Annotated in this window: 16 protein-coding genes; 8 read left to right on the top strand and 8 right to left on the bottom strand. The window is 31.6% G+C overall.

Annotated elements, in window-relative coordinates; translation table 11 throughout:
* Window positions 1-131: 131 nt before the first annotated feature.
* Complete coding sequence (locus APR43_RS04910; protein WP_053473656.1) at window positions 132-2,519, bottom strand: outer membrane beta-barrel family protein; 2,388 nt, start codon at window positions 2,517-2,519, stop codon at window positions 132-134.
* A gap of 156 nt (window positions 2,520-2,675) precedes the next feature.
* Window positions 2,676-3,818 carry a helix-turn-helix domain-containing protein gene (locus APR43_RS04905; RefSeq protein WP_053473657.1) on the bottom strand — a complete coding sequence of 381 codons (1,143 nt, stop codon included), beginning with the start codon at window positions 3,816-3,818 and terminating at the stop codon, window positions 2,676-2,678.
* A gap of 179 nt (window positions 3,819-3,997) precedes the next feature.
* Here APR43_RS04905 and murQ point away from each other — a divergent pair, with 179 nt between their 5' ends.
* The 8 genes from murQ to APR43_RS04865 all read left to right on the top strand — a co-directional run bounded on the left by murQ (window position 3,998) and on the right by APR43_RS04865 (window position 10,178).
* Window positions 3,998-4,810 carry an N-acetylmuramic acid 6-phosphate etherase gene (gene murQ / locus APR43_RS04900; protein WP_053473658.1) on the top strand — a complete coding sequence of 271 codons (813 nt, stop codon included), beginning with the start codon at window positions 3,998-4,000 and terminating at the stop codon, window positions 4,808-4,810.
* A 171-nt stretch (window positions 4,811-4,981) separates the two neighbouring features.
* A complete protein-coding gene (locus APR43_RS04895) occupies window positions 4,982-5,203 on the top strand; it encodes a DUF6095 family protein (RefSeq protein ID WP_053473765.1) in 222 nt (73 codons plus the stop codon).
* Window positions 5,204-5,287: 84 nt separating this feature from the next.
* A complete protein-coding gene (locus tag APR43_RS04890; RefSeq protein ID WP_053473659.1) occupies window positions 5,288-5,860 on the top strand; it encodes a pentapeptide repeat-containing protein in 573 nt (190 codons plus the stop codon).
* A 102-nt stretch (window positions 5,861-5,962) separates the two neighbouring features.
* Window positions 5,963-6,538, top strand: a complete 576-nt coding sequence (locus tag APR43_RS04885; protein WP_053473660.1) for a DUF1572 family protein — start codon at window positions 5,963-5,965, stop codon at window positions 6,536-6,538.
* Between the two features lie 53 nt (window positions 6,539-6,591).
* A complete protein-coding gene (locus tag APR43_RS04880; RefSeq protein WP_053473661.1) occupies window positions 6,592-7,026 on the top strand; it encodes a hypothetical protein in 435 nt (144 codons plus the stop codon).
* A 45-nt stretch (window positions 7,027-7,071) separates the two neighbouring features.
* Window positions 7,072-7,443, top strand: a complete 372-nt coding sequence (locus tag APR43_RS04875; protein ID WP_053473662.1) for a hypothetical protein — start codon at window positions 7,072-7,074, stop codon at window positions 7,441-7,443.
* Window positions 7,444-7,626: 183 nt separating this feature from the next.
* Window positions 7,627-9,549, top strand: a complete 1,923-nt coding sequence (locus APR43_RS04870) for a DUF294 nucleotidyltransferase-like domain-containing protein (RefSeq protein ID WP_053473663.1) — start codon at window positions 7,627-7,629, stop codon at window positions 9,547-9,549.
* A gap of 2 nt (window positions 9,550-9,551) precedes the next feature.
* Entirely contained in the window at window positions 9,552-10,178 is a 627-nt protein-coding gene (locus tag APR43_RS04865) for a PolC-type DNA polymerase III (RefSeq protein ID WP_053473664.1), read from the top strand.
* 10 nt (window positions 10,179-10,188) lie between these two features.
* On the opposite strand, the gene APR43_RS04860 is transcribed toward APR43_RS04865, so the two are convergent.
* The 6 genes from APR43_RS04860 to APR43_RS04835 form a co-directional block, all read right to left on the bottom strand.
* Window positions 10,189-10,530, bottom strand: a complete 342-nt coding sequence (locus APR43_RS04860) for a hypothetical protein (protein ID WP_053473665.1) — start codon at window positions 10,528-10,530, stop codon at window positions 10,189-10,191.
* Window positions 10,531-10,736: 206 nt separating this feature from the next.
* Entirely contained in the window at window positions 10,737-15,341 is a 4,605-nt protein-coding gene (locus APR43_RS04855) for a hypothetical protein (protein WP_240514927.1), read from the bottom strand.
* 88 nt (window positions 15,342-15,429) lie between these two features.
* Window positions 15,430-17,136 (bottom strand): hypothetical protein, encoded by a 1,707-nt coding sequence (locus APR43_RS04850; protein ID WP_053473666.1) that lies wholly within the window; start codon window positions 17,134-17,136, stop codon window positions 15,430-15,432.
* A gap of 15 nt (window positions 17,137-17,151) precedes the next feature.
* Window positions 17,152-18,495: a PKD domain-containing protein gene (locus APR43_RS04845; protein WP_053473667.1), complete on the bottom strand. Its 1,344-nt coding sequence runs from the start codon at window positions 18,493-18,495 to the stop codon at window positions 17,152-17,154.
* Between the two features lie 52 nt (window positions 18,496-18,547).
* Complete coding sequence (locus APR43_RS04840) at window positions 18,548-20,023, bottom strand: hypothetical protein (RefSeq protein ID WP_123924614.1); 1,476 nt, start codon at window positions 20,021-20,023, stop codon at window positions 18,548-18,550.
* Window positions 20,024-20,306: 283 nt separating this feature from the next.
* Complete coding sequence (locus tag APR43_RS04835; protein ID WP_123959114.1) at window positions 20,307-20,774, bottom strand: hypothetical protein; 468 nt, start codon at window positions 20,772-20,774, stop codon at window positions 20,307-20,309.
* Between the last annotated feature and the right edge of the window lie 23 nt (window positions 20,775-20,797).

Here is a 20,797-nt window from a genome sequence, read left to right as displayed (position 1 = left end):
TCTTAAATACTGCCGGGCTATCCGCGCTACTTCGGTAGCTTGCTCCTATCCCTCACGCAAAATGAAGTTTCACGTTTCAGGTTTCAAGTTTACAATATCAGAATTCACAATTAACCATTAACAATTCATAATTAATTTCCCGTTCTCTTTTTCTCATCCTGATTTCCAAAAGCGCGTTCTTTTACATTTATCTTCTTGTTTCCAAAATTATAAACCACAGACAAACGAACGAACCTATTACTCTCATTTTGGCTATAAACTTGTTTTACACCATTTACAACCGAAGCAAAATCTTTTAAATAAGACGTATTAAAAATATCATTTGCCAAAAATGCAATCTGCATTGTTTTATTAAACAAATCTTGTTTAAAACCAATATCAAAACTCGATACATAACCAACTTTATACAAACCACTTTCAAAAGGCGAACTATAACTAAAATCAATTTGCAGTTTTGTTGTTTTGCCTAAAATGAAAGTATTATTTGTCGAAAAATCAATTTGTAAACTATTTGACGGAGTGGCATTAATGTCTTTAATAAATTCTGTTTTTGCTCCTAAAAAATACAATGAATTTTCACTTGACCACCATTCTGCAAAATTTGCCGAATAACTTTCTCCAATGCCATAATTTAAGTTCTTAAAATAATTCTCACGCGTTACAATTTGTGTATTCGTTTCAGGATTTGAAGTAAACAAAACTCCGTAACCATTTGTAATTACATTTACAAAAACACTTGTTCTTAAAACTTCTTTATACGAATGAGCAAATTCAAAATTATCACTAAATGAAGGTCTTAAAAACGGATTCCCTTCAGAATAACTATTGCTGTTAATATAAACCTTAAACGGATTTAATAAGTCAAAACGAGGTCTGTTGATTCTTTTTCCGTAATTTAAACTAAAAGTATTGTTTTCATTTTTCTTGTACGAAGCGTAAACTGTTGGAAATAATTTCAAATAATTATTTACTGTTTCCTGATTCATTGTTTCAGAAAATCCGTTTGTCTGTGTATTTTCTAATCTTAAACCCATTTGAAAATTCCATTTTTCACCCATTTTCTTATCTCCGTTAATATAAACTGCCTGATTATTTTCAGTGTATTTAAATCGGTTTGATTGCGCTGGGTCTAATTCCGGAGTTCCGGTAATTGTATTATAATAAAGCACATCACTTATGCTATTTGTAAAACTCATTTTAGCACCATAAGATAAATTTAAAGCCTGAAGCGGATGTTCTATATCGGCCTTAAAACTCCAGTTGTCAATATCCTGATTTGAGATATTTCTTCCCGACTGATTTACATCAACAAAAGTCATATCTGGTGTATAATTATTAGCAATAAAACTTCTATCGAACTTCGAATTGTAATTAAAATAATCCACATCAAAAGATAACTTCCTATTCAAAGAATCTAATTTAGTGATCAAATGCGCATTATAAGTTTGATTTCCAGAACCTTTATCTGTATAACTATTATTAAGCGTAACATTGTCTAATTGATTTTGAGTATTATACTTTTCAATTCTAATATCCGATCCAAAATCCGGATTATTTCTATCATTCAAGAACTGAAAACCAACAGTTGTACGTTCTGAAAAATCATAATCTAAAGCCAATTTTCCAGAAAGATTTTCATTTTTTACTTTCGTTTCACTTTTCATAACTGAAAGTCCGTCGGGAAAATACATTTCCAAAGATTCATCTGCATTTTTATAACCTGTTTTTCCATTAACGCTCGCAGAAAATCTGAATTTATTTTTGTTGTAATAGAAATTATCCCTCAAAGTGTAAATTCCGTATTTATTTTGGTCGTAAGAAACTGTTGTTGTGTTTTTCCAGGAATCACGCATTCCTTTTTTCATAATAATATTGATTAATCCTCCAGCTCCTTCTGCTTCATATTTTGCCGGCGGATTACTTATAATTTCAATATTTTTAATATCATTTGCCGAAATAGATTTCAAAAAATTATTCAATTCCTCGCCTGCCAATTCAATCATTCTTCCGTCAATCATAACTCTGGAAGTTCCTTTTCCTAAAATCGTAATCATGTCATTTTTTACCACAACTCCAGGGGCAGTGTTAATAGCACTTAAAGCGTCGCTGCCAACTGTTGTTACATTGTTTTCAAGATTGTAAACCAATCGATCTGTTTTTTGTTCCACAGTTTTCTTTTTCGATTGAATAACAACTTCTACTAAATTAGTGGTACTTTCTTTCAAAATAATTATTCCTAAATCAGTATCCTTTTCAATTACAATTTCTTTTTCATAATCTGTAAATCCCAAAAGATTGATTCCTATTTTATAAGATCCTTTTTTAATATTAAATTCAAAATTTCCATCTTGTTTCGTTGTCGTTCCGTCAATAATTTTTCCTTCAGAATTTAAGATAGAAACATCTGCCCATTCTAATGAAGTTGTTTCGTTTGTTATTTTTCCCTTCAATTTAAATGATGCTTGTGCTAAACAAAATAAAGGCAATAATAAAAAGATAAGGAGGTTTGTTTTTTTCATGATTTCTAATTTTTAAACTTGTTTCAATTAATTTGAAGCAAAGTTGCCTTAGAAAATCTCCATACGCGACCGACAAAAAAAAGTCGAACCAATTTCTAATCCGGAAATTGGTTCGACTTTATTAGTCACGAAGTACGACTTTTTACAAACTACTTATTATGAAGCGTTTCGGTAAGCTGTAGGTGTTAAATTAGTATATTTTTTGAAAGAAGTATTAAACGAAGATTTAGAGTTAAAACCAACTTCGTATAAAATTTCTAAAACGGTAAGCTGACTTTTAGATTCATCTTTTAAAATATGCATGGCTTTTTGAATGCGATATTCGTTTACAAAATCAAAAAAATGCTGATCAATATGGTGATTAATCAAAATCGATAAATCCCGAACCGGAATATCAATTTGATTGGCCAATTCCTGAATGGTAAGCGACGGATCAAGAAAAGGTTCTTTCTCTGTCATATATTGTTTCAAAGTTGTTATTTGAGTATTGATCAAATCGTTTTGAGCATTTATTAATTCCGGTTTTTCTTCAACTTCTGGCAGAATGTCTTTTGTTAGTTTGAGTTTTGAATTAACACCTCTAAAAAGTTCTGGATGATTTAAAGCCTTCATTATAAACCAACAAGTGATAAGTAAAGCTATCGTTCCTACCAAAACATTTGCCCACAGAAATATTTCACTAAAACCACTGTAACGCAATAAATTTTTTAATGCTACAATAATATGTGCCGTTAGAAATACACATGTAATTTGAAAAAGCCATTTATAAGTTGCTGAGCTTGCATTTGCATAATTTTCTAAATAGATTTCTCTGTACTTTTTTACAATCAAAAAGACAGATACAATATAAAATACATATTGACATTCAACTAAAATCTGGATAAAATAAATCTCCGGCATTAAATTAAGCCCCGAAGCGAAAGTATCTTTGTCTACATCTACACTTAGATAAATTCTCGGAATAAAAACTAAATTGACAATTACAAAAGGTAATAAATGAACTAAATGTTTCCATTTTAACCTAAAATCTGAATAACAGACAGCCAACACAAAAAGATAAAACAAAGGCATTTCAAACAAACAGGTTGTCGATCTGAAAATCTCAAAATTTAGCTCTCTGCGAGTAGTCGTCTCAATAAAAAAGCCGCTAAGATCTACCGCAGAAAAAATAAAAAACCAGGCAAATAAGCGATTAGCCAATTTATTCTCGGTCTTGACCGTAAATAAAAAAAAGGCGAGCAGTAAAGACACAAAAACCGAGATTCTGCCAATCCCTTGTAATAAATCTAATTTATCCATTTAATTTTCATTATTTAACAAATATAATATTTTAGTTCTTTTAACAAGTTTTATAAAGTGGTTTGATCTAAAACAAAATCACCTGAAAAAGTTTTTAAAACTTAGCGACTTTGCTTTCTAATTTTTCCCTATTTGCCATAAAAAAGTTTAATTTTGGAGGATAACTATTTCGACAAAAAATGACCTTTACAAAAACAACCGAACAATCTTCAAAATACGAACATTTAGAGAAAATGTCAGTTCACGAACTGCTGACTAACATTAATAACGAAGACAAAACTGTTCCTAATGCTGTAGAAAAAGCAATACCGCAAATTGAAGCTTTGGTAGCGCAAGTTGTTGCGAAACTAAAATTAGGCGGTAAAATATTTTATATCGGCGCAGGAACATCTGGACGTTTAGGCGTTGTTGATGCTTCTGAGTGTCCTCCTACTTTTGGAGTTCCGTTTGATTTGGTTAACGGAATTATTGCCGGCGGCGACACTGCAATTCGCCGTGCAGTAGAAAATGCCGAAGACAACGCAACACAAGCCTGGATTGATTTACAAGCTCATAATATTGGTACAAATGATGTCGTAATAGGAATTGCAGCTTCTGGAACTACTCCGTATGTAATTGGCGGTTTAGAAACTTGTAATCAAAATAATATTTTAACGGGCTGTATTACCAATAATGCGGGAAGTCCGTTAGCGCTTACAGCAAAATTCCCCGTTGAAGTTGTAGTTGGGCCAGAATTTGTTACCGGAAGTTCGAGAATGAAAGCCGGAACTGCTCAGAAATTGGTTTTAAACATGATTTCGACCGCAGCGATGATTCAGCTTGGAAAAGTAAAGGGAAACAAAATGGTCGATATGCAGTTGAGTAACATTAAGCTGGTTGATCGAGGCGTAAAAATGATTATGGGTGAAATTCCGGTTTCGTATGAAGAGGCTTCTGAATTATTGAAAAAGTATGGCAGCGTGAGGAATGCTGTTGATAATTATAATAAGTAAAGGTTTTCTGCTCCAGTTTGTCATTTCGAGGAACGAGAAATCGCACTCGTAAATCGACAAAGATTGGAGATATAGATTACGGAGTTTCTTGTGCGATTTCTCGTTCCTCGAAATGACAAGATTGCGATGAACCTGAAACCTAAAACAAAAAAAAGACTTGAAACAAAACAAATGAGTACAAACAAACAATTATTAGGAAAAGGAATTAAGTATTTAACAGGCGCTCTGCCTTTGATGTTTCTTGGACCATCATTGATTTATAATGCATTTATGAATCAGCATACTAATTGGCATTATTTAGTTCTCGGAATTGGAATTGTAGCTTGTTTGAGTTCTATGCTTTTGATTTTTTTAGGACTGAGAATCATTATGAAAGCTTTGTTTAATGACTAAAAAATCGTCTAAATAAACCCGACAGGTTTTAAAAACCTGTCGGGTTTGATCATCTCTACAATTCAAATTCTTATCTAAAACGCAATGGAAGAAATAATCCACATTCAAAAAACATTCGAGAAAGTTATTTATATCGATAAAAAAATAAACAATCGGGAGTTTGAGGATTGTGTTTTTAAAAACTGTGATTTTTCGAACAGCAATTTTAATTCTAATAGTTTTTTAGACTGCGAATTTATTGATTGCAATCTCTCCATGACAAGTTTGGCGGGAACGAGTTTAAAAAATGTAACTTTCAAAAACTGTAAACTTCTTGGAATTGGTTTTCACGAATGTGATGATTTTTTATTTCAGGTTCATTTTGAAGAATGTACGCTGGATTATGCTATATTTTCAAATAAAAAAATGCCTAAAACTAAGTTTATAAATTCATCTCTTCGTGAAGTAACTTTTGTTGGAACAAATCTAACAAGCTCTGTTTTTGATGATTGTAATTTAGATGGTGCCATTTTTAATGAAACACAATTAGCTGCGGTCGATTTTAGAACAGCCTACAATTATAAAATCGATCCTGAGTTTAACGCGATGCGAAAAGCACAATTTTCGACTCAGGGAATTGTCGGTCTTTTAGATAAATATGATATTAAAATTGTATAATTTTTTCGCCACTAATTTCACGAATTTCCTCGAATTTTTCATAGAAAATGCTTAAGTTTTAATTCGTGAAATTCGTGGCAAAAAACCAAATAATTCCAGCTTATGAAAACTGATGAATCTTACATAGAAAGTGTTAAAAAGCAATTTTTATATTATAAAATGCTTGGCGAAAAAGCAATTGAGCAATTAGAGCCCGAACAGCTTTTTGTTTCTGTTAATGAAGACACCAACAGTATCGCAACAATTATAAAACATATTTCTGGTAATATGCTTTCTCGCTGGACAGATTTTTTAACGTCTGATGGTGAAAAAGAATGGAGAAATCGTGACTCTGAATTTGAAAATGATTTACAGTCTAAAGAAGAAGTTCTGGAAATTTGGAGCAAAGGCTGGGATTGTTTAGAAAATGCTTTGAATAGTTTAAAACCAGAACAGCTTTCAGACATTATTTATATTAGAAACGAAGGTCACACCGTTATTGAGGCCATAAATCGACAACTGGCACATTATCCTTATCATGTTGGGCAGATTGTTTTTTATGCCAAACAATTAAAAAAGAGTTCTTGGGAAAGCTTATCAATTCCGAAGAATAAATCAGGAAATTATAATGCCGAAAAATTTGCCAAAGAAAAAGAAATCAAGAACTTTACTGATGATGAATTAAAAAAGTTACAATAATTAATTCTGTTTATTTACTTAAAATTATCATTATACTCATTTTAGACAAGAATATGAAAAATAAAAACGACGAAACACATCGTTTTTTACCAAGTGGAGAATGGGAAGGATTTTATTGTTATAATAATTCCAGAAAACATCATAAAATATTGATACAATTGCACTTTGACAATTCTATAGTTTCAGGTTTCGAAGTTGATATTATAAACTCTTATAGATGGAATGGTTTTTATGATACTGAACATTCTAAAATTAGTATGATTAAAACATATCCAACAGATACTCTTGAAGAATACAAAGGAGAAATTAGCAAAAAAGGCATTCGGGGAATTTGGGAACAATTGGTTGATATAAGTGCCTTTGAAGAATCTAAACCAAAACTTTTTAAACAACTAAAAGGAATGAGCCAAGGAAAATTCCATATTTGGCCCAAAACATCAAAAAACAAATCTAAAACTGAAGTAAAAAAATCTAAAATTAAATCTTAAATATGATTTATATAAATCAGTTTTTATAAAAGTAACTTATTTAAAATGAAAAAAATACTATTCTTATTTCCGATACTGGCTTTCGTATCATGTTATAACGCTGAACACAATTGTAAAGATTTTAAAACCGGAAAATTCAAATTTGAGTTTGAAGTAAACGGTGTTAAAAAAACTACTTTTTTTGAGCGTAAAGACAGCATCGAAATTGAAACTTTTGACGGAAAAACAGATACCGCTACAATACGCTGGGTGAGCGACTGCGAATATGTTTTACAAAAGAAACATCCAAAAAATATGGCCGAGGAAAAGGCAATCAGTATGAAGATTTTAACGACTGCAAAAGATTCTTATACGTTTGAATTTGGAATGGTAGGTTCTGAAGAAAAACAACGTGGAAAGGTTTTCAAAGTTGAATAATAAAATTAAAGTCCCATTTGGGGCTTTTTTTTATGCCGCTAAGGCACTAAGACGCAAAGTTTTTATTCTATTATGCAAAAAACTTTGTCCCTCTGCATCTTTGTCTCTTTGTAACTCAAAAACTAAAGGTGTTTCTTTTACATTTCTATTTTAAATAGTATTTTAGAACTCTAATCTAACCAAATGAAAAATACCATTTCGCAGAGAGTTGCTGACTTTCTAAAAAATTATCCGCCTTTTAATTTTCTACATCCGAAAGATCTGGAAAAACTTTCGGAACAGATTTCTATTGTCTATAAAGATAAAGACGCCGTTATTTTTGCCGAAAACGATCAAACACATGACTCATTTTATGTGGTCCACAAAGGTGCAGTTGCGTTAAAGAAAAGTACAAAAAATACAGTTCTGGATATGTGTGACGAAGGCGATATTTTTGGATTGCGTCCGCTTTTGGCACAGGAAAATTATATTATGGAAGCTGTGGCACATGAAGAAAGCATTTTATATGCTATTCCAATCGCTGTTTTTAAACCTTATGCATTAGAAAATAGAAATGTTGGTAATTTCCTTATTGAAAGTTATGCTTCGAATACCCGAAATCCATATTCAGATATTCATAAAGATAAATTATACGGTGATGATGATTTACTAAATGAAAACCGCCATTCGAGCAATGATTCATTTGATTTAGCACCAATTAAATATTCCAAAAAAATTGTGACCTGCAGTCCGTCAACAACAGTTAAGGAAGTCGCCAGGATCATGAATAAGAAAAAAGTGGGCGCTATATTAATTGTCGATGAAATGCTCCCAATTGGTATTTTGACGGATAAAGATCTTCGAAATAAAATTGTTACAGGAGATTTTCCTATAACAACAACTGCCGAAGCCATAATGACGAAACCTGTTATTACTTATCCTAAAAAAATGACCGTTACTGAGGCGCAAATGGCAATGATGAAAAGCAGTATCAGCCATTTATGCCTTACCAAAGACGGTACTGTTAATACCAAAGCAGTTGGGATTTTATCGAAACATGATGTAATGGTGGCTTTAGGAAATAATCCTGCCGTTTTGATTAAAGCTTTGAAAAGGGCTAAAAAAACAAAGGAAATAAAACCTATAAGAAACAGAATTATGCAATTGCTTCAGGGATATTTAGATCAAAATATTCCTATGACTTTGATTGCTAAAATTATAACAGAGCTAAATGAAGCGTGCACCACACGTGTTATCGAAATTTGCTTAGAAAAAATGAGCAGTCCGCCGCCGGTTAAATTTGCATGGTTGGCGCTGGGAAGTCAGGGGCGAGGTGAACAAATGCTGCACACCGATCAGGATAATGCGATTGTTTATGAAAATGTAAATGAAGTCTTTAGGGATGAAACACGAATTTATTTTTTAAAATTTGCTGCACTTGTCAATAAAGGACTTTTTGATATTGGCTATGATTATTGTCCTGCCGAAATGATGGCTTCAAATCCAAAATGGTGTATGAGTCTGGATGAATGGAAAAGTCAGGTGCATCATTGGATTACGAATCCTGGGAAAAATGAAGTTTTGCTTTCTTTTATTTTCTTTGATTACAGTAGAACTTATGGCGACGCTGAAATAGTAAGTCAACTGTCAGATTCCATTTTTGAAAACGTAAAAGCAAATCCTGTTTTTTATATGCATTTGGTAAGTGGTGCTTTGCAAAGTCCCTCTCCTACTGGTTTTTTTAGACAATTTTTAGTTGAACAAGACGGTGCAAACAAAGACAATTTTGATATTAAAAGAAGGGCTTTAATGCCTTTAACTGATGCTGCGCGTGTTTTAATTTTATCTCATTCGGTTAAATCAATAAGCAATACTGCAGAACGTTTTGAAAAGTTAGCGGAACTAGAACCAAATAATAGAGAATTGTATTTATCGTGTTCTTATTCGTTTAAAGCTTTATTAAAATTTAGAACAAAGCAAGGACTTTTACATCATGATTCAGGGCAGTTTATTGCTTTGGAATCTCTATCAAAAATGGAAAAGATTAAACTAAAACGTACTTTTAAAACGATTAAAGAACTTCAAGAATTGATTTCGGTACGTTTTAATATTTCAAATTTGGTATAGTGATGGGTTTATTTAATTTTTGGAAAAAGGAAGAAAACCTCTTCGATGAAAATATCACAATCGAAGAAACCCGATTTGTTGTTCTGGATACTGAAACGACGGGATTTGATTATGAAAATGATCGTATTTTATGTATTGGCGCTCTGGTTCTTCAAAACGGAATAATCTCGGTTCAAAATAGTTTTGAAATTTATCTTCAACAGGATCATTATGATAAATCTACAGCTCAGATTCATGGTATTTTAAAAGACTTACTTATTAAACGCCCGTCTGAATTAGAAGCTTTAGAACAATTTTTATCTTTTCTTGGAGATTCAATTATCGTTGCGCATCATACCATTTTTGATGTTACAATGATAAATAAAGCGCTGGAAAGAAATAATTTACCTCAACTTACTAACAAAACTTTAGACACAGCTTATTTATACAAAAGAACTTTAATTAAATCGCATTTGTTTGAACGAAAAGATCATTACACTCTTGATGATCTTGCAGATAAGTTTGATATTTCTAAAAAAGATCGTCATACGGCTTTGGGTGATGCTTATATTACTGCTATTGCATTTTTAAAAATTATAAAGAAGTTGAGAGAGAAGAAAGAGGTTAATTTGAATTCTCTTTTTAAATAAGCAAAGTTTACTAATTATTAATTTTATTAGAAAATTCACTTTCTTTATTTATTAAATAAATTGAATTATTTTTTAAACTCCGTTTTCTAAATTTCCCAAGAGAATCTGGTTTTCTATATATTTTTTTAGAAGCATATCCCTCTCTCTGTAAGAATATTGTACAAGGTGAGTTTGACTTTACTTTTATGCTGAAATAACCAGTGCTATCTGTTTGAGTTGTATCGCCTTTAATATTTATATGTACTTTTTTAATTGGTCGTTCTGTATCATAATCATAAACATAACCATTCAATTCATCTTTACCTGTACAAGAACAAAGTAGTAATATTAAAAAAAACAATTTATTTTTCATTCTCCTTTTTTAATTTGTAATTCTTTTTAAAAACAAATTTATATCAGTAAACAGAGACAAGAAGTCTATGATAAATTATAAAAATATAGCTATAGGGTAATATTTACTATTGAGAATAAAAAAACGCTAAGAAATCAAATTTTCTTAGCGTTTTATGACTTCTTTATTAAAAATAAGAAATCAAACATCATACTTCTTACACAAATTTATCTAAACTTATTAACGTTTTTATACTTATATGTAAATTCTGTTGTTTGCTTATTTCCTGGTAAAGTATACTTCATTATTATATCATAATTCCCATATCTCATAAATTGGTAGTTACTATTTAAAAAACGTTTTGCAATCGATTCAACATTTTTATCTCCATTAACATATTCGTTAATAATTTGGTTATTTAAATCAGTCCAGTCTTGTTTATAAAGCAAAGGCATATTATACTTAAAAGGAAAATTACTTTTTGTCCATGTCTGATTTACATCATTTTCAATACTTGTCATGTAATAAGCATTGATTGGAATTGCTTTTGCCGGAATTATTCCTAAATCATTTGTATCTCTATCATTAATAGAAAAACTGCCATTTAAAGGATAATCCTTATATAAATATGGATAAATATCTACTGTATAATATTCATCATTTAGTTTTGACTGTGCAATAATGATAGACTTGTTATCACTATATGGTACTCCTTGTAATTCTGTCAAGTCAAATGCTTCCTGACTTGAAATTGTGTTTGTTAAATAAATTACATCTGAATATAGTACTCCAAAATTATAACTTTGAGTATTTACAGCATTCATTTTAGCTGTGAAAGTTTTGTACTTACTCGTATTAAATGAATAAGATAAACGATTGATATTACCTTCTGACTTAGACAATACGTCAGCCTGATTTTCTTTTATTTGTATATCATTACCATCCTCGGTAATTGTATTGGTTCTTGTTGACGAAGTTGTATTTTTTTGTGGAGACTGTTTCAAATTACTCACTATCGAAAAGTTGTATTTCTTTTCTTGTTTAATATCTGGTAAATCATAATAAACTTCATTAGAACTTGTATTATAATTAAAAGCTGTTGCTTTTGCATTAGAGTTTCCTTCTTCATTTATTTTTATACTGGTTTCCCAATTCGCGTCTTCAAACAAATAATCCTGACCTCGTTTTAACTGAATGTATCCTTTTGGATATTCGTATTCAAGGAAATATTTCTGATCTACAACCGGGTAAGCGTATTTAATATTGTTAAGCGGAATATGATTTGGCGCTCCTCCCGTTGTAAATAATCTTTCTTCGTATTCTGTGGCTACTTTTCCATCAACTTTGACAGGTTGAAAAACACCGTTTATCATTTTTTGGAAACTAACTTCAACCTGCACTTTTAGTTCTCTGTTTGGTGGTAAAATATCTGTTGAAACAAAATTTACTCTGTCTTTCATAGAACCCCATTCAAAAGTTCCTGGTATTTCAGTTGTGCCATCGAATACTTTGAATTTCTCTAAAATGATTTTATAAGTAACATCTCCTGTATCTTCTGGAATTACAAATGCTTCATTGACTTTCATTGAAAATGTTGCTTGTGGTACAGCAAAAACATCAATATCTGCTGAATTTTGTTTTGGTGTTACATCAGTTATCAATTTAATTCCGCCTAATGGAGATGCATTTTCAAACTGGCATTCTTCTCCAATTTCTAATTTAAATCGGAATTTACCTTTTATTAATCCTCCTAAAACGTTCATATTTCCTCCCACATAACCACGCATCCAAACTGGGTTTGGCAGTTTTGCTTGTAATAATACGGCTGCTCCTCCTGATATGATTGGAACTTTTATTTTTATAAATGCCAATTTTATTCTAACTCCAAGTTCTCCCTGCAAATAAGCATACGACTGACCATTTGCATACCAGCCATTTATTCCTACAGTCTTTCCTGTATTCGAACATCTAGCTTCCTGATAATCTTTCAGCATGATATCAAATCCCATTCCTGCTTGAAAACGCGCATAAAAAAGTAAAAAACTTAAATCTCCTGTATCAAAATCTAAATTCGCTCCAAAAGCTAATCCTCCACCATTTGCCAAAGCATTTTCATCGCGCATATAATCCAACTGTTTTGCATCAACACCTAAAATTCTTGCAACAACTGACGGCGGCGGCGGACTTGCCGGAAGTTTTGTTCCTGCCATGAAATAACTTGTTGTTTTTAAAAACATGCCTGCTACTCCAATTTTTACCCCACATCTGTCATCTGGGGTTCCCAAATACATATACCAATCTTTTGGATCTTTATGAAAAACTCCCCAAACTGCTCTTCCACCCGGACCTGTTCCTGATAAGAAATTACCAGGGGTATTAATGTACACATCTGTTGTTGCATGCATAGATTTGTTCTGAAAATCTAATTCTACAGCTGCTGCCATTTTGATTCCTACATCTGCAGATAAATCTCCAGGGATAGCTTCTTTTGCTTCCGGAATATACTTACTGGCAAAAGATCCTTTAAGATCACTTTCTGTAATTCCTAAAAAGCTTTTTTTTGAGGTAACATTAGACGCTACTTTTTCCATTAACCCACTAATGTTTTTCATTCCCGGTATTTTAGCCACGACATTGGCTTTTCCAAAAATGGCTAATCTGTTAACACCTCCTTTTGAGTTAAATGCCATTTCAAATCCTGCTTCACCATCACAAATGGTTTCTGAACCAATATGAAAATAAATCAAAGCTTTGACTCCTAAATTTATTTTTTCATCAGGGGTATAGCTAAGACCTGATGGAGAGAAATCACCAATGGCAATATCAGAATTGCGATGCATTTTGTAATATGCTCCTCCTCCAAACCCATTTATCATAAATGGTGCAGGAGCTGGCGGAAATTTTACAGCCGCATCAAAATACCAATATCTAAAAGTAGTTCGCCCAAAAATAGCTTTGGCTTTTACATTAACTATCTCAGCAACATCAACTTCTAAGTCTGCATTAAATCCATTACCATAAACTGGGTCTTTTTCCATCAAGATAAGACCGCCTTTAATTTTCAACCCGCTAAACTGGCAGTCAATATTAATGGCTGATAAATCTAATCCTAGATATCTGCTTTTTTGTCTGTAGCCATCATCATAGATTTTTCCAAGGATTCCAATTCTTGCTGTCGCTCCTGCTCCTACACTCTCCATTAAATTTATTCCTAAATCAAAATCAATTCGGGAATCATTTCCATTAATAGCAACATTTATATTACCAATGGAAACTGGGAAATTAGCAAATGCAACTGTACCGTTATATCCCATATTTCGAACAGAAACAATTGGAGAAACAGTTTGCAACTGCAGATTTTCAAAAGTTATACCTTTAAAATCAACGGTACGTTTTCCTTCTACACCTTTATCATCTGTGGCTCCTTTATTGGTTCCAAAAGAAACGGTTCCATTTAAATTAGCTTTTGGTAAAAATCTTCCATTTACCAATTTTAATTCAACCGAACTATTTGGCAATAATAACGCTTTGGCTTTCCAAATATCAAAAGATAAAGAGTCTTTGGTAACAACCATTAATTGCTGCTCTGCCATTGATATAAAACCATTGTAAAGCAGTCCCTTTTTACCAGTTCCATTTTTTGTACCTGCAGCTGATTCTGGTTTAGTTATCGGCAGAAGTATTTCTCCGTTTAAATTTGCTTTCACAAAAGTATTGGCTGCAATAGTAACATCAATATGATCAAGCGAATATGACCATGATTTTTCCTGACTTGTTATTCCTTTTTCTAACGGAAAAATATTGTCTGCATAGAAAGTTCCCGAAACCCCATATTTATCTATAATAAGGTTTTGAGCTCCCACAACCAGCCTCTTGTTAGCAGAAGCTGTATCTGTGGTTTGAAATTCTTTCGGAAGACCAACTTCAAAAGCCTGAATATAGACTCCTTTCCACGCTTCCTGACTGGGTACTAAAAGAGCATTTTTAAAATAATAATCAGGAAAAACTACTGTAGGATCATTTTTTAAATCACTTAAATCCAATACTGCATTAGTGACCTCGAATGTAAAATTACTATCAAAGTTATTTCCGTTTCTTTTATCTTTTAAAACAAAAGGCTGCAAGCTTACATTCACTAAAATATCATTCCAATCGCTGACTGTGAAACTAAAATCTCCTCGCACCCTATTAGGAATCTGAACTGTTTTTCCGTTATAATAAGTTTTTGGCACTGTTGTTTTTGCTTCATCGACCGTTTTTGTTATTGGGTCAATTGGTAAAATCAAATCTCTTGAAAACTCAACTGCTCCCGAAATTTTCATTTCTTTAAAACCGTCGCAATCAATTGTTACATAGGTTAAATCATTGACAACATTTCCGGTTTTCATATCAAAACCGCCATATAGAGACAATTGCCATTTATTGTCGCTGAATGGAATATCGACATTCCCTAGCAATACTAATTTTGCTTCGCCTATTATACCTCCCTGATGTGAAAGTTTTACATTGTCTGCTCCAAAAAACAGCTGCATTGGCTGTCCATTTTTGTCTTTCTGAGGAATGTCAACTCTGCAAAATACTGTCAAAGTGGTATATTCAGGTGAAAAAATAGCCTTTGTTACCCCAATAGAATATTGAACATTGTTTACTGTATTACGAATCCCTATTGGCAGTTCTACCAAATCCTGATTTGAAAATTTATCTACCCAGCGATCTGATGCGGCTATTTTTTCTATTGAACTAGCAGCGGCATTTATTTCTGCAGGCGGCGCTATATCTTGTCCATAAGCGCATAAAAACGAAAACAAAATCAATATAACAGACAAGCGCATTTTTTAAAACTTCTTCATAACAAATAATCTATATTATAAATTGAAAACTGAATTTCAATATGTTTTTATATTTAAAGTATTCTATTGTTTAAAAACTGTAACCGTAGTTAAAATTCATCATAATGTCATTATTAGAAGACTTATTGGTTGAGCTTCTAAACATTGATATCATTCCGAAGGAAAAATTATGTTTTTGCAATACTGTATAACTGTTATTGAGTTTTATTCCAAAAACTGAACTTGAATTTGCCTCACTTTGAGTATTATTATACAACAAACCAAAATTGGAGTTTAACTTTTCTTTCATCAGTTTTTTAGAAACACCCACAGAAGCACCAATGGAGGAATTGTCAAATTGCCCTACTTGATTATTGGTATAATTTAAAGAACTGTTTAGAGCAGTTTTAATTCCAAGGAAATTTATAGAATGTCCCAAATTATAATTCTGAACTGTGCTCGCCTGTCCTTTTCTTATAATTCCTCTCTGCTCATTGGCCTGACCAGCAATACTATAATTAAAATTCATATTTTGATTTTTCTTTTTCCCAAATGAATAGCTCATATTCAGATTTGCATTTTGAGATAACTGTCTGTAATCTAAAGTATCGGCTGCGACGACATTTGGATTATTAATAAGTTCAAACTGGTCCAGCTTTTTATTGGTATAGGTTGAAAAATTAGAATAGCTTCCCGTAAAATTAAGCTGGTCTGTAATTTTATAATTCATATTAATAGAACCAACGACTCGTTTACTATCTTGTTTTTTATTATGTGCCAAATCATCTCTCTGGTATCCTAGACTAGCCGAAACATTTATATTATCATTATAAAAAGGTCTTGAAAGACGCAATGCTATATTTTCCAAATCATTATTAAAATATAGTGCTCCCAAAGTATTATAGTTAGGATCGATACGTTCGTATGTTAACCCAAATTTTGTTTTTTGAATGTTGTAGTCAAAATTTACATTTAAAGCATTTAGGAAAGTAGTGCTTTCTTTTGCAGAAAAAACCCTGTCTCTAAAACTTCCTGCATGAATCGTTTCTGCACGGGTATCATCTGTTAGTACAGAAAGCGCGTATTCTACATTAAAAGTCAAATCTTTTAATAGTGAAGTCCCAAAAAACAAGCTATTTACAAAATTCGCTTTCGGTGTTACTCCATTATCGTTTCCAGTATAAGCAAGAGAATTTACATTATCTTTGGCATAAAAGCCAATCCATCCTATTTTATATCTTTCTTTTTCGAAACTAGTTTTTATACCATATCCAAATCGTTCATAAACAGGAACTCCACCTAATGCATCTTCTCCATTTACAGCTTTTGACAGCTGTCCGCCCATCAAACTCACTTTAAAAGGACTTCTTGGAGTCAATTCCAAACCGACTCCTCTAAAAGGAATTCCGCTTAAAGTATAAGGCGAAAAAGTCATGCTTGCATTTCCTATATAAGCTTTTACCCATTTGTATTTTGGCATAATACAAATTCTATTAAAGTCAAATGGTGCCGTATAACCTAGATTATTTCCCTGATTTGTTAAGCTGTAAAATATGGGTATATTAAAACTGAATGCGCTTACATTTAAGTTACCAGAAAGCAGATAACTAAATGGCTCACGAGAATTCTGCTGATTGGAATTATAAAATATCATATTGGCATTTACTCCACCTGTAACTTTAAAATTAGGTTTATAAAAACTCTCTAAATCAACATCTTGCGAGTAGCTATTTTTAGTTACTAAAAACAGCAAAACAATGAAGAGTTTTAACCAATTATTTTTATTGTTTATTTTCATTAATTGATTCCTCCTTTATTGTTTTTGTACTTTAATGTCGCATAAAATATAAGAGCTAGTTCCGTTTTTTACCATGTCTTTAATTTTGATTGCTCCTTTTCTGCCATCCTGTGTTTTAAATAAAACTATTCTTGGATATGTTAAACCAAATTGCTGTTCTCCTGCTGCGCTGTAACTTATGTTTAATGATTTTATTGAATTATCATTTACCATGGCATCAAACTGTGCTTCGGTAAAATTCAAACCGCAATTACAGAGATTCTGGGAGTTTACAAAAATGGTACTTTGAGCATTTTTTAATGCGAGAAATCCATAGTTATTGACCTGATCCGGCGAAATGAATTTGTTATAGGTCAAATTGCTGTTTAAGCCTTGAAATGCAATATCAATTAAATTGCTGTTCTCATCATTAATTTCATTTGCTTTATACACTTGTCTAGTGATGGTCGAAAACATTGCTCCAATATTGTTGTTATTGTGTGCCGAGTTTATACCTAACTTGATATTGGTCAAAATACGCAGGTTTGTATCGGGCTGTACCATAATTGTTGATTTAAAAATCTGGCTTGATTTATCGTTTGAAGCTTCTAGAGTGACTTCATGAATCCCAACACTTGTAAACACGACAGTTGGATTTTCTTCTGTTGAAACACTCGGATTCCCCCTCTCAAAAGTCCATTTATATTGGGTAGCACTGATTGATTTATTGATAAAATTAATCGTTACTGGCGACTGATAATCGTCATTTTCAAATTTGGGCTCATACGAGAATAAACTCACCAAAAGTGGTGCAACTGCAATGATTTTGGTTACTTTTTGAGTTTCAAGTCCATTTGAAACTGTTAGGGTGATTGCATGCTCTCCTGGAGTTTTAAAAACAACATTCGGAGGTGTTTTACCCGAAAAACTGGTTGGCATTCCATCCTGAAAATCCCATTTAAAAGTAAGTCCTTCACCAAGAGTATTATTAGTAATAGCTACCTCAGCTGGTGAATAATTACTTTTTACAATTTCAGAGGTAAAATCAATATTAATTCCGTCTCTAATTACAACCGTTTTACTGATTTCTTTACTCTCTCCATCTGCATTTGTTGCCCTAAGTTTTATAGTATATGTTCCTTGTTTATCATAAAGGATTTCTCCCGGATTTTTTAGATTTGAAATACTCGGATTTCCTCCTTCAAAAGTCCATTCATAGGTATCGGCACCCGAAACTTTACTTTCGATTTTAATGATAACTGGTACCGATTCTTTAGCATTAATATACGAAGTCGTAAAATCACCATCTACAGCTATAGAAGTTTCCTGATAGCATGAGGTAAGTGCAATAAACAGGAATAAGAGTAAAGCTTTTTTCATTTTGTTTTATTTAAACCACTACAGTTTTAAGGCTGTAGTGGTTTTTAATTTTTTATTTACTGCAATTATTTTTATAATCTTCTAACACTTTAATTAATCCTTCAAGCGTTTTAAAATCATGATTTTCAAATACAATTGAATCACATTTTAGATATTCGGTAATGTTCTTTTTTAGTTTATCATTACTTGATTTGTTTGTGTACAAACCTTTTTCCTGTGTCGGAATTTTTAAAATGAAATCTTCTGATAGTAATGGATCGACCAAAACCAAATAGCCATTTTCTTCATATAAGATTTTATAGAAGCTCGAAAAATCAAAACTCAACGAGTTTAAACTTCCTGCTGTAGCCAAAGTATTTCCTATTGTTTTTAATCCTAAATAACATTCTTCTTTGCCATCTTTATCAACGCAGAATCTAACTCCGTTTTTTGATTTAAAAGTTTCTGTTTTTTCTCTACCTTTTTCGTTAGTAAATTTTAGTATTACCGTTTTTCCATAAGCAGTCATATCAGCCATTCCACTTGATGATTCCGCTTTTATCGATTGAAATTCGGCTGTAATTGGTCCAGATTTTTTTTCTCCTTTTTCATTTATTACATATCCGCTTTGTTCATAAATATTAGCTGAATTTGAACGCTCTGTTTTTATTTTTTCTTCAGTAATTTTTGCTTGTTCAACTCTGATTGCCATAACTTCAGCTTTTCCTTGATGCTGTAGCGTATAACCATTCCCAATCAATACTCTTACAATATTCATCGCAGTAATATCTTTGCTCATTTTGTATCCTATTGGATTTCCGCTGTTATCAAAAGCTGCTTTAAATACCTTTTTATCAAAGGTTATCACTTCTTGTTTTAAAAGTTTATCATATCCCAAATACATCCCTCCCCTTGCAAACCATGTCCCAATTAGGTAATTATCCAAATCCATCACTTCATACATTAACTCACCATTTGTTGCTGGTGAAGTAACTTTTATATAACCAATTCTTTTGTCAAGCTGATCTGGGTTTTGTGCTTTAATACTGTAGACTGTTCCCGCATCATCAATCGTTAATTTATAAGTATCTGCAATTTTACTGGCGTCATCTATAATCTTTTGGGTACCTGTTCTTTTAGCAGAAATTCCTGTCGATTCGCTATTTAAGAATTTTTCGATTTCTTCCTTATTTAAACCATCGACAGTAAAATAATTACGATCTAACAGTTCGTAAATTATACTTCTATCATAATTGAAAGCACTAAATTTTCTGCTCTTAAAATCCAGTTCATTGGATTTTCCAGTTGTTTGATCTTTAAGTTCTATCCATGGTAATGTCAGGGAAGGTTCATTTGGAACAGTTTTTACCTCAGCAGTAACTGCATAACTCTTATCAAGATTGTAAATCGTAAAAATTGGCTTTTTACCTTCAACATATCCTACTGTTTTTTCATCGAGTTTTATTTCTCCTTTATCAATTTTGATTTTTTGAGCATTATTACTTATAGTAAAAAGTAAAATTAATAGGGTTAAAAAATTTTGTTTCATGTGTAAAAACCTTGTTTTAATTAATATAAATTCATAAAAAATTCTTCCAGCAATCATTGAAAGCCGGGTAATTAGTTTCGTTAAAATTGTGGTATTTTTGCTATTCTTAAATTTTGTAAATTCTAAAAAGGATATTTAAAAAATATTAAGTTTAATTAGTTCTAAGATTTGCTAATTACTTCAAATTCATAAAATAAGCTTTTATTTTATTATCAGTATTTTACTCATTTATTATTTGGCTTAATCCTAGCTACAGATTTAATTCAATTACAGTAACAATTAATCATTCTATTTCAATTCTTTCAAACTTTTTAGATAACGGTTCTATTATATTCTCTTCAAATAATTTTATTTGTCTATTTTTTTCATTTGAAAACCATCCAAAATCATTTTTCCCTTTTCCATTTATGAAATATAAACTTAACTCAACAAGCTTATCTTTATCATTTCGTTTTTCATTTACTTCTAAATAATAGGTTAGTTTTTCTCCATTTTTAAACATTCGTATTGTATTTATTTTTGACTCTTCAAAAATCGAGTCTTTATAAACTAGATATATTGACTTATCAGAAATTATTTTTAATTCATTCTTAAATTTCATAACAGATGTATTAAACTCATATACTTTCATTTTGCTAGGAGGGCTTACAGAACCGTGAAAATAAAGATATGTCAAACCAAAAAATAAAAGTTTATTAAATATGTAACCTGAAATAAAAATTATCATTAGGTATTTTAATATTTTTCTCATTTTAAACTTTTATAATAAAACTA

Source organism: Flavobacterium sp. NLM, assembly GCF_002210235.1.
GTDB classification, from domain to species: domain Bacteria; phylum Bacteroidota; class Bacteroidia; order Flavobacteriales; family Flavobacteriaceae; genus Flavobacterium; species Flavobacterium panici.
Note: the sequence above shows the minus strand (reverse complement) of the source record. Positions and strands in the feature narration are given on the sequence as shown.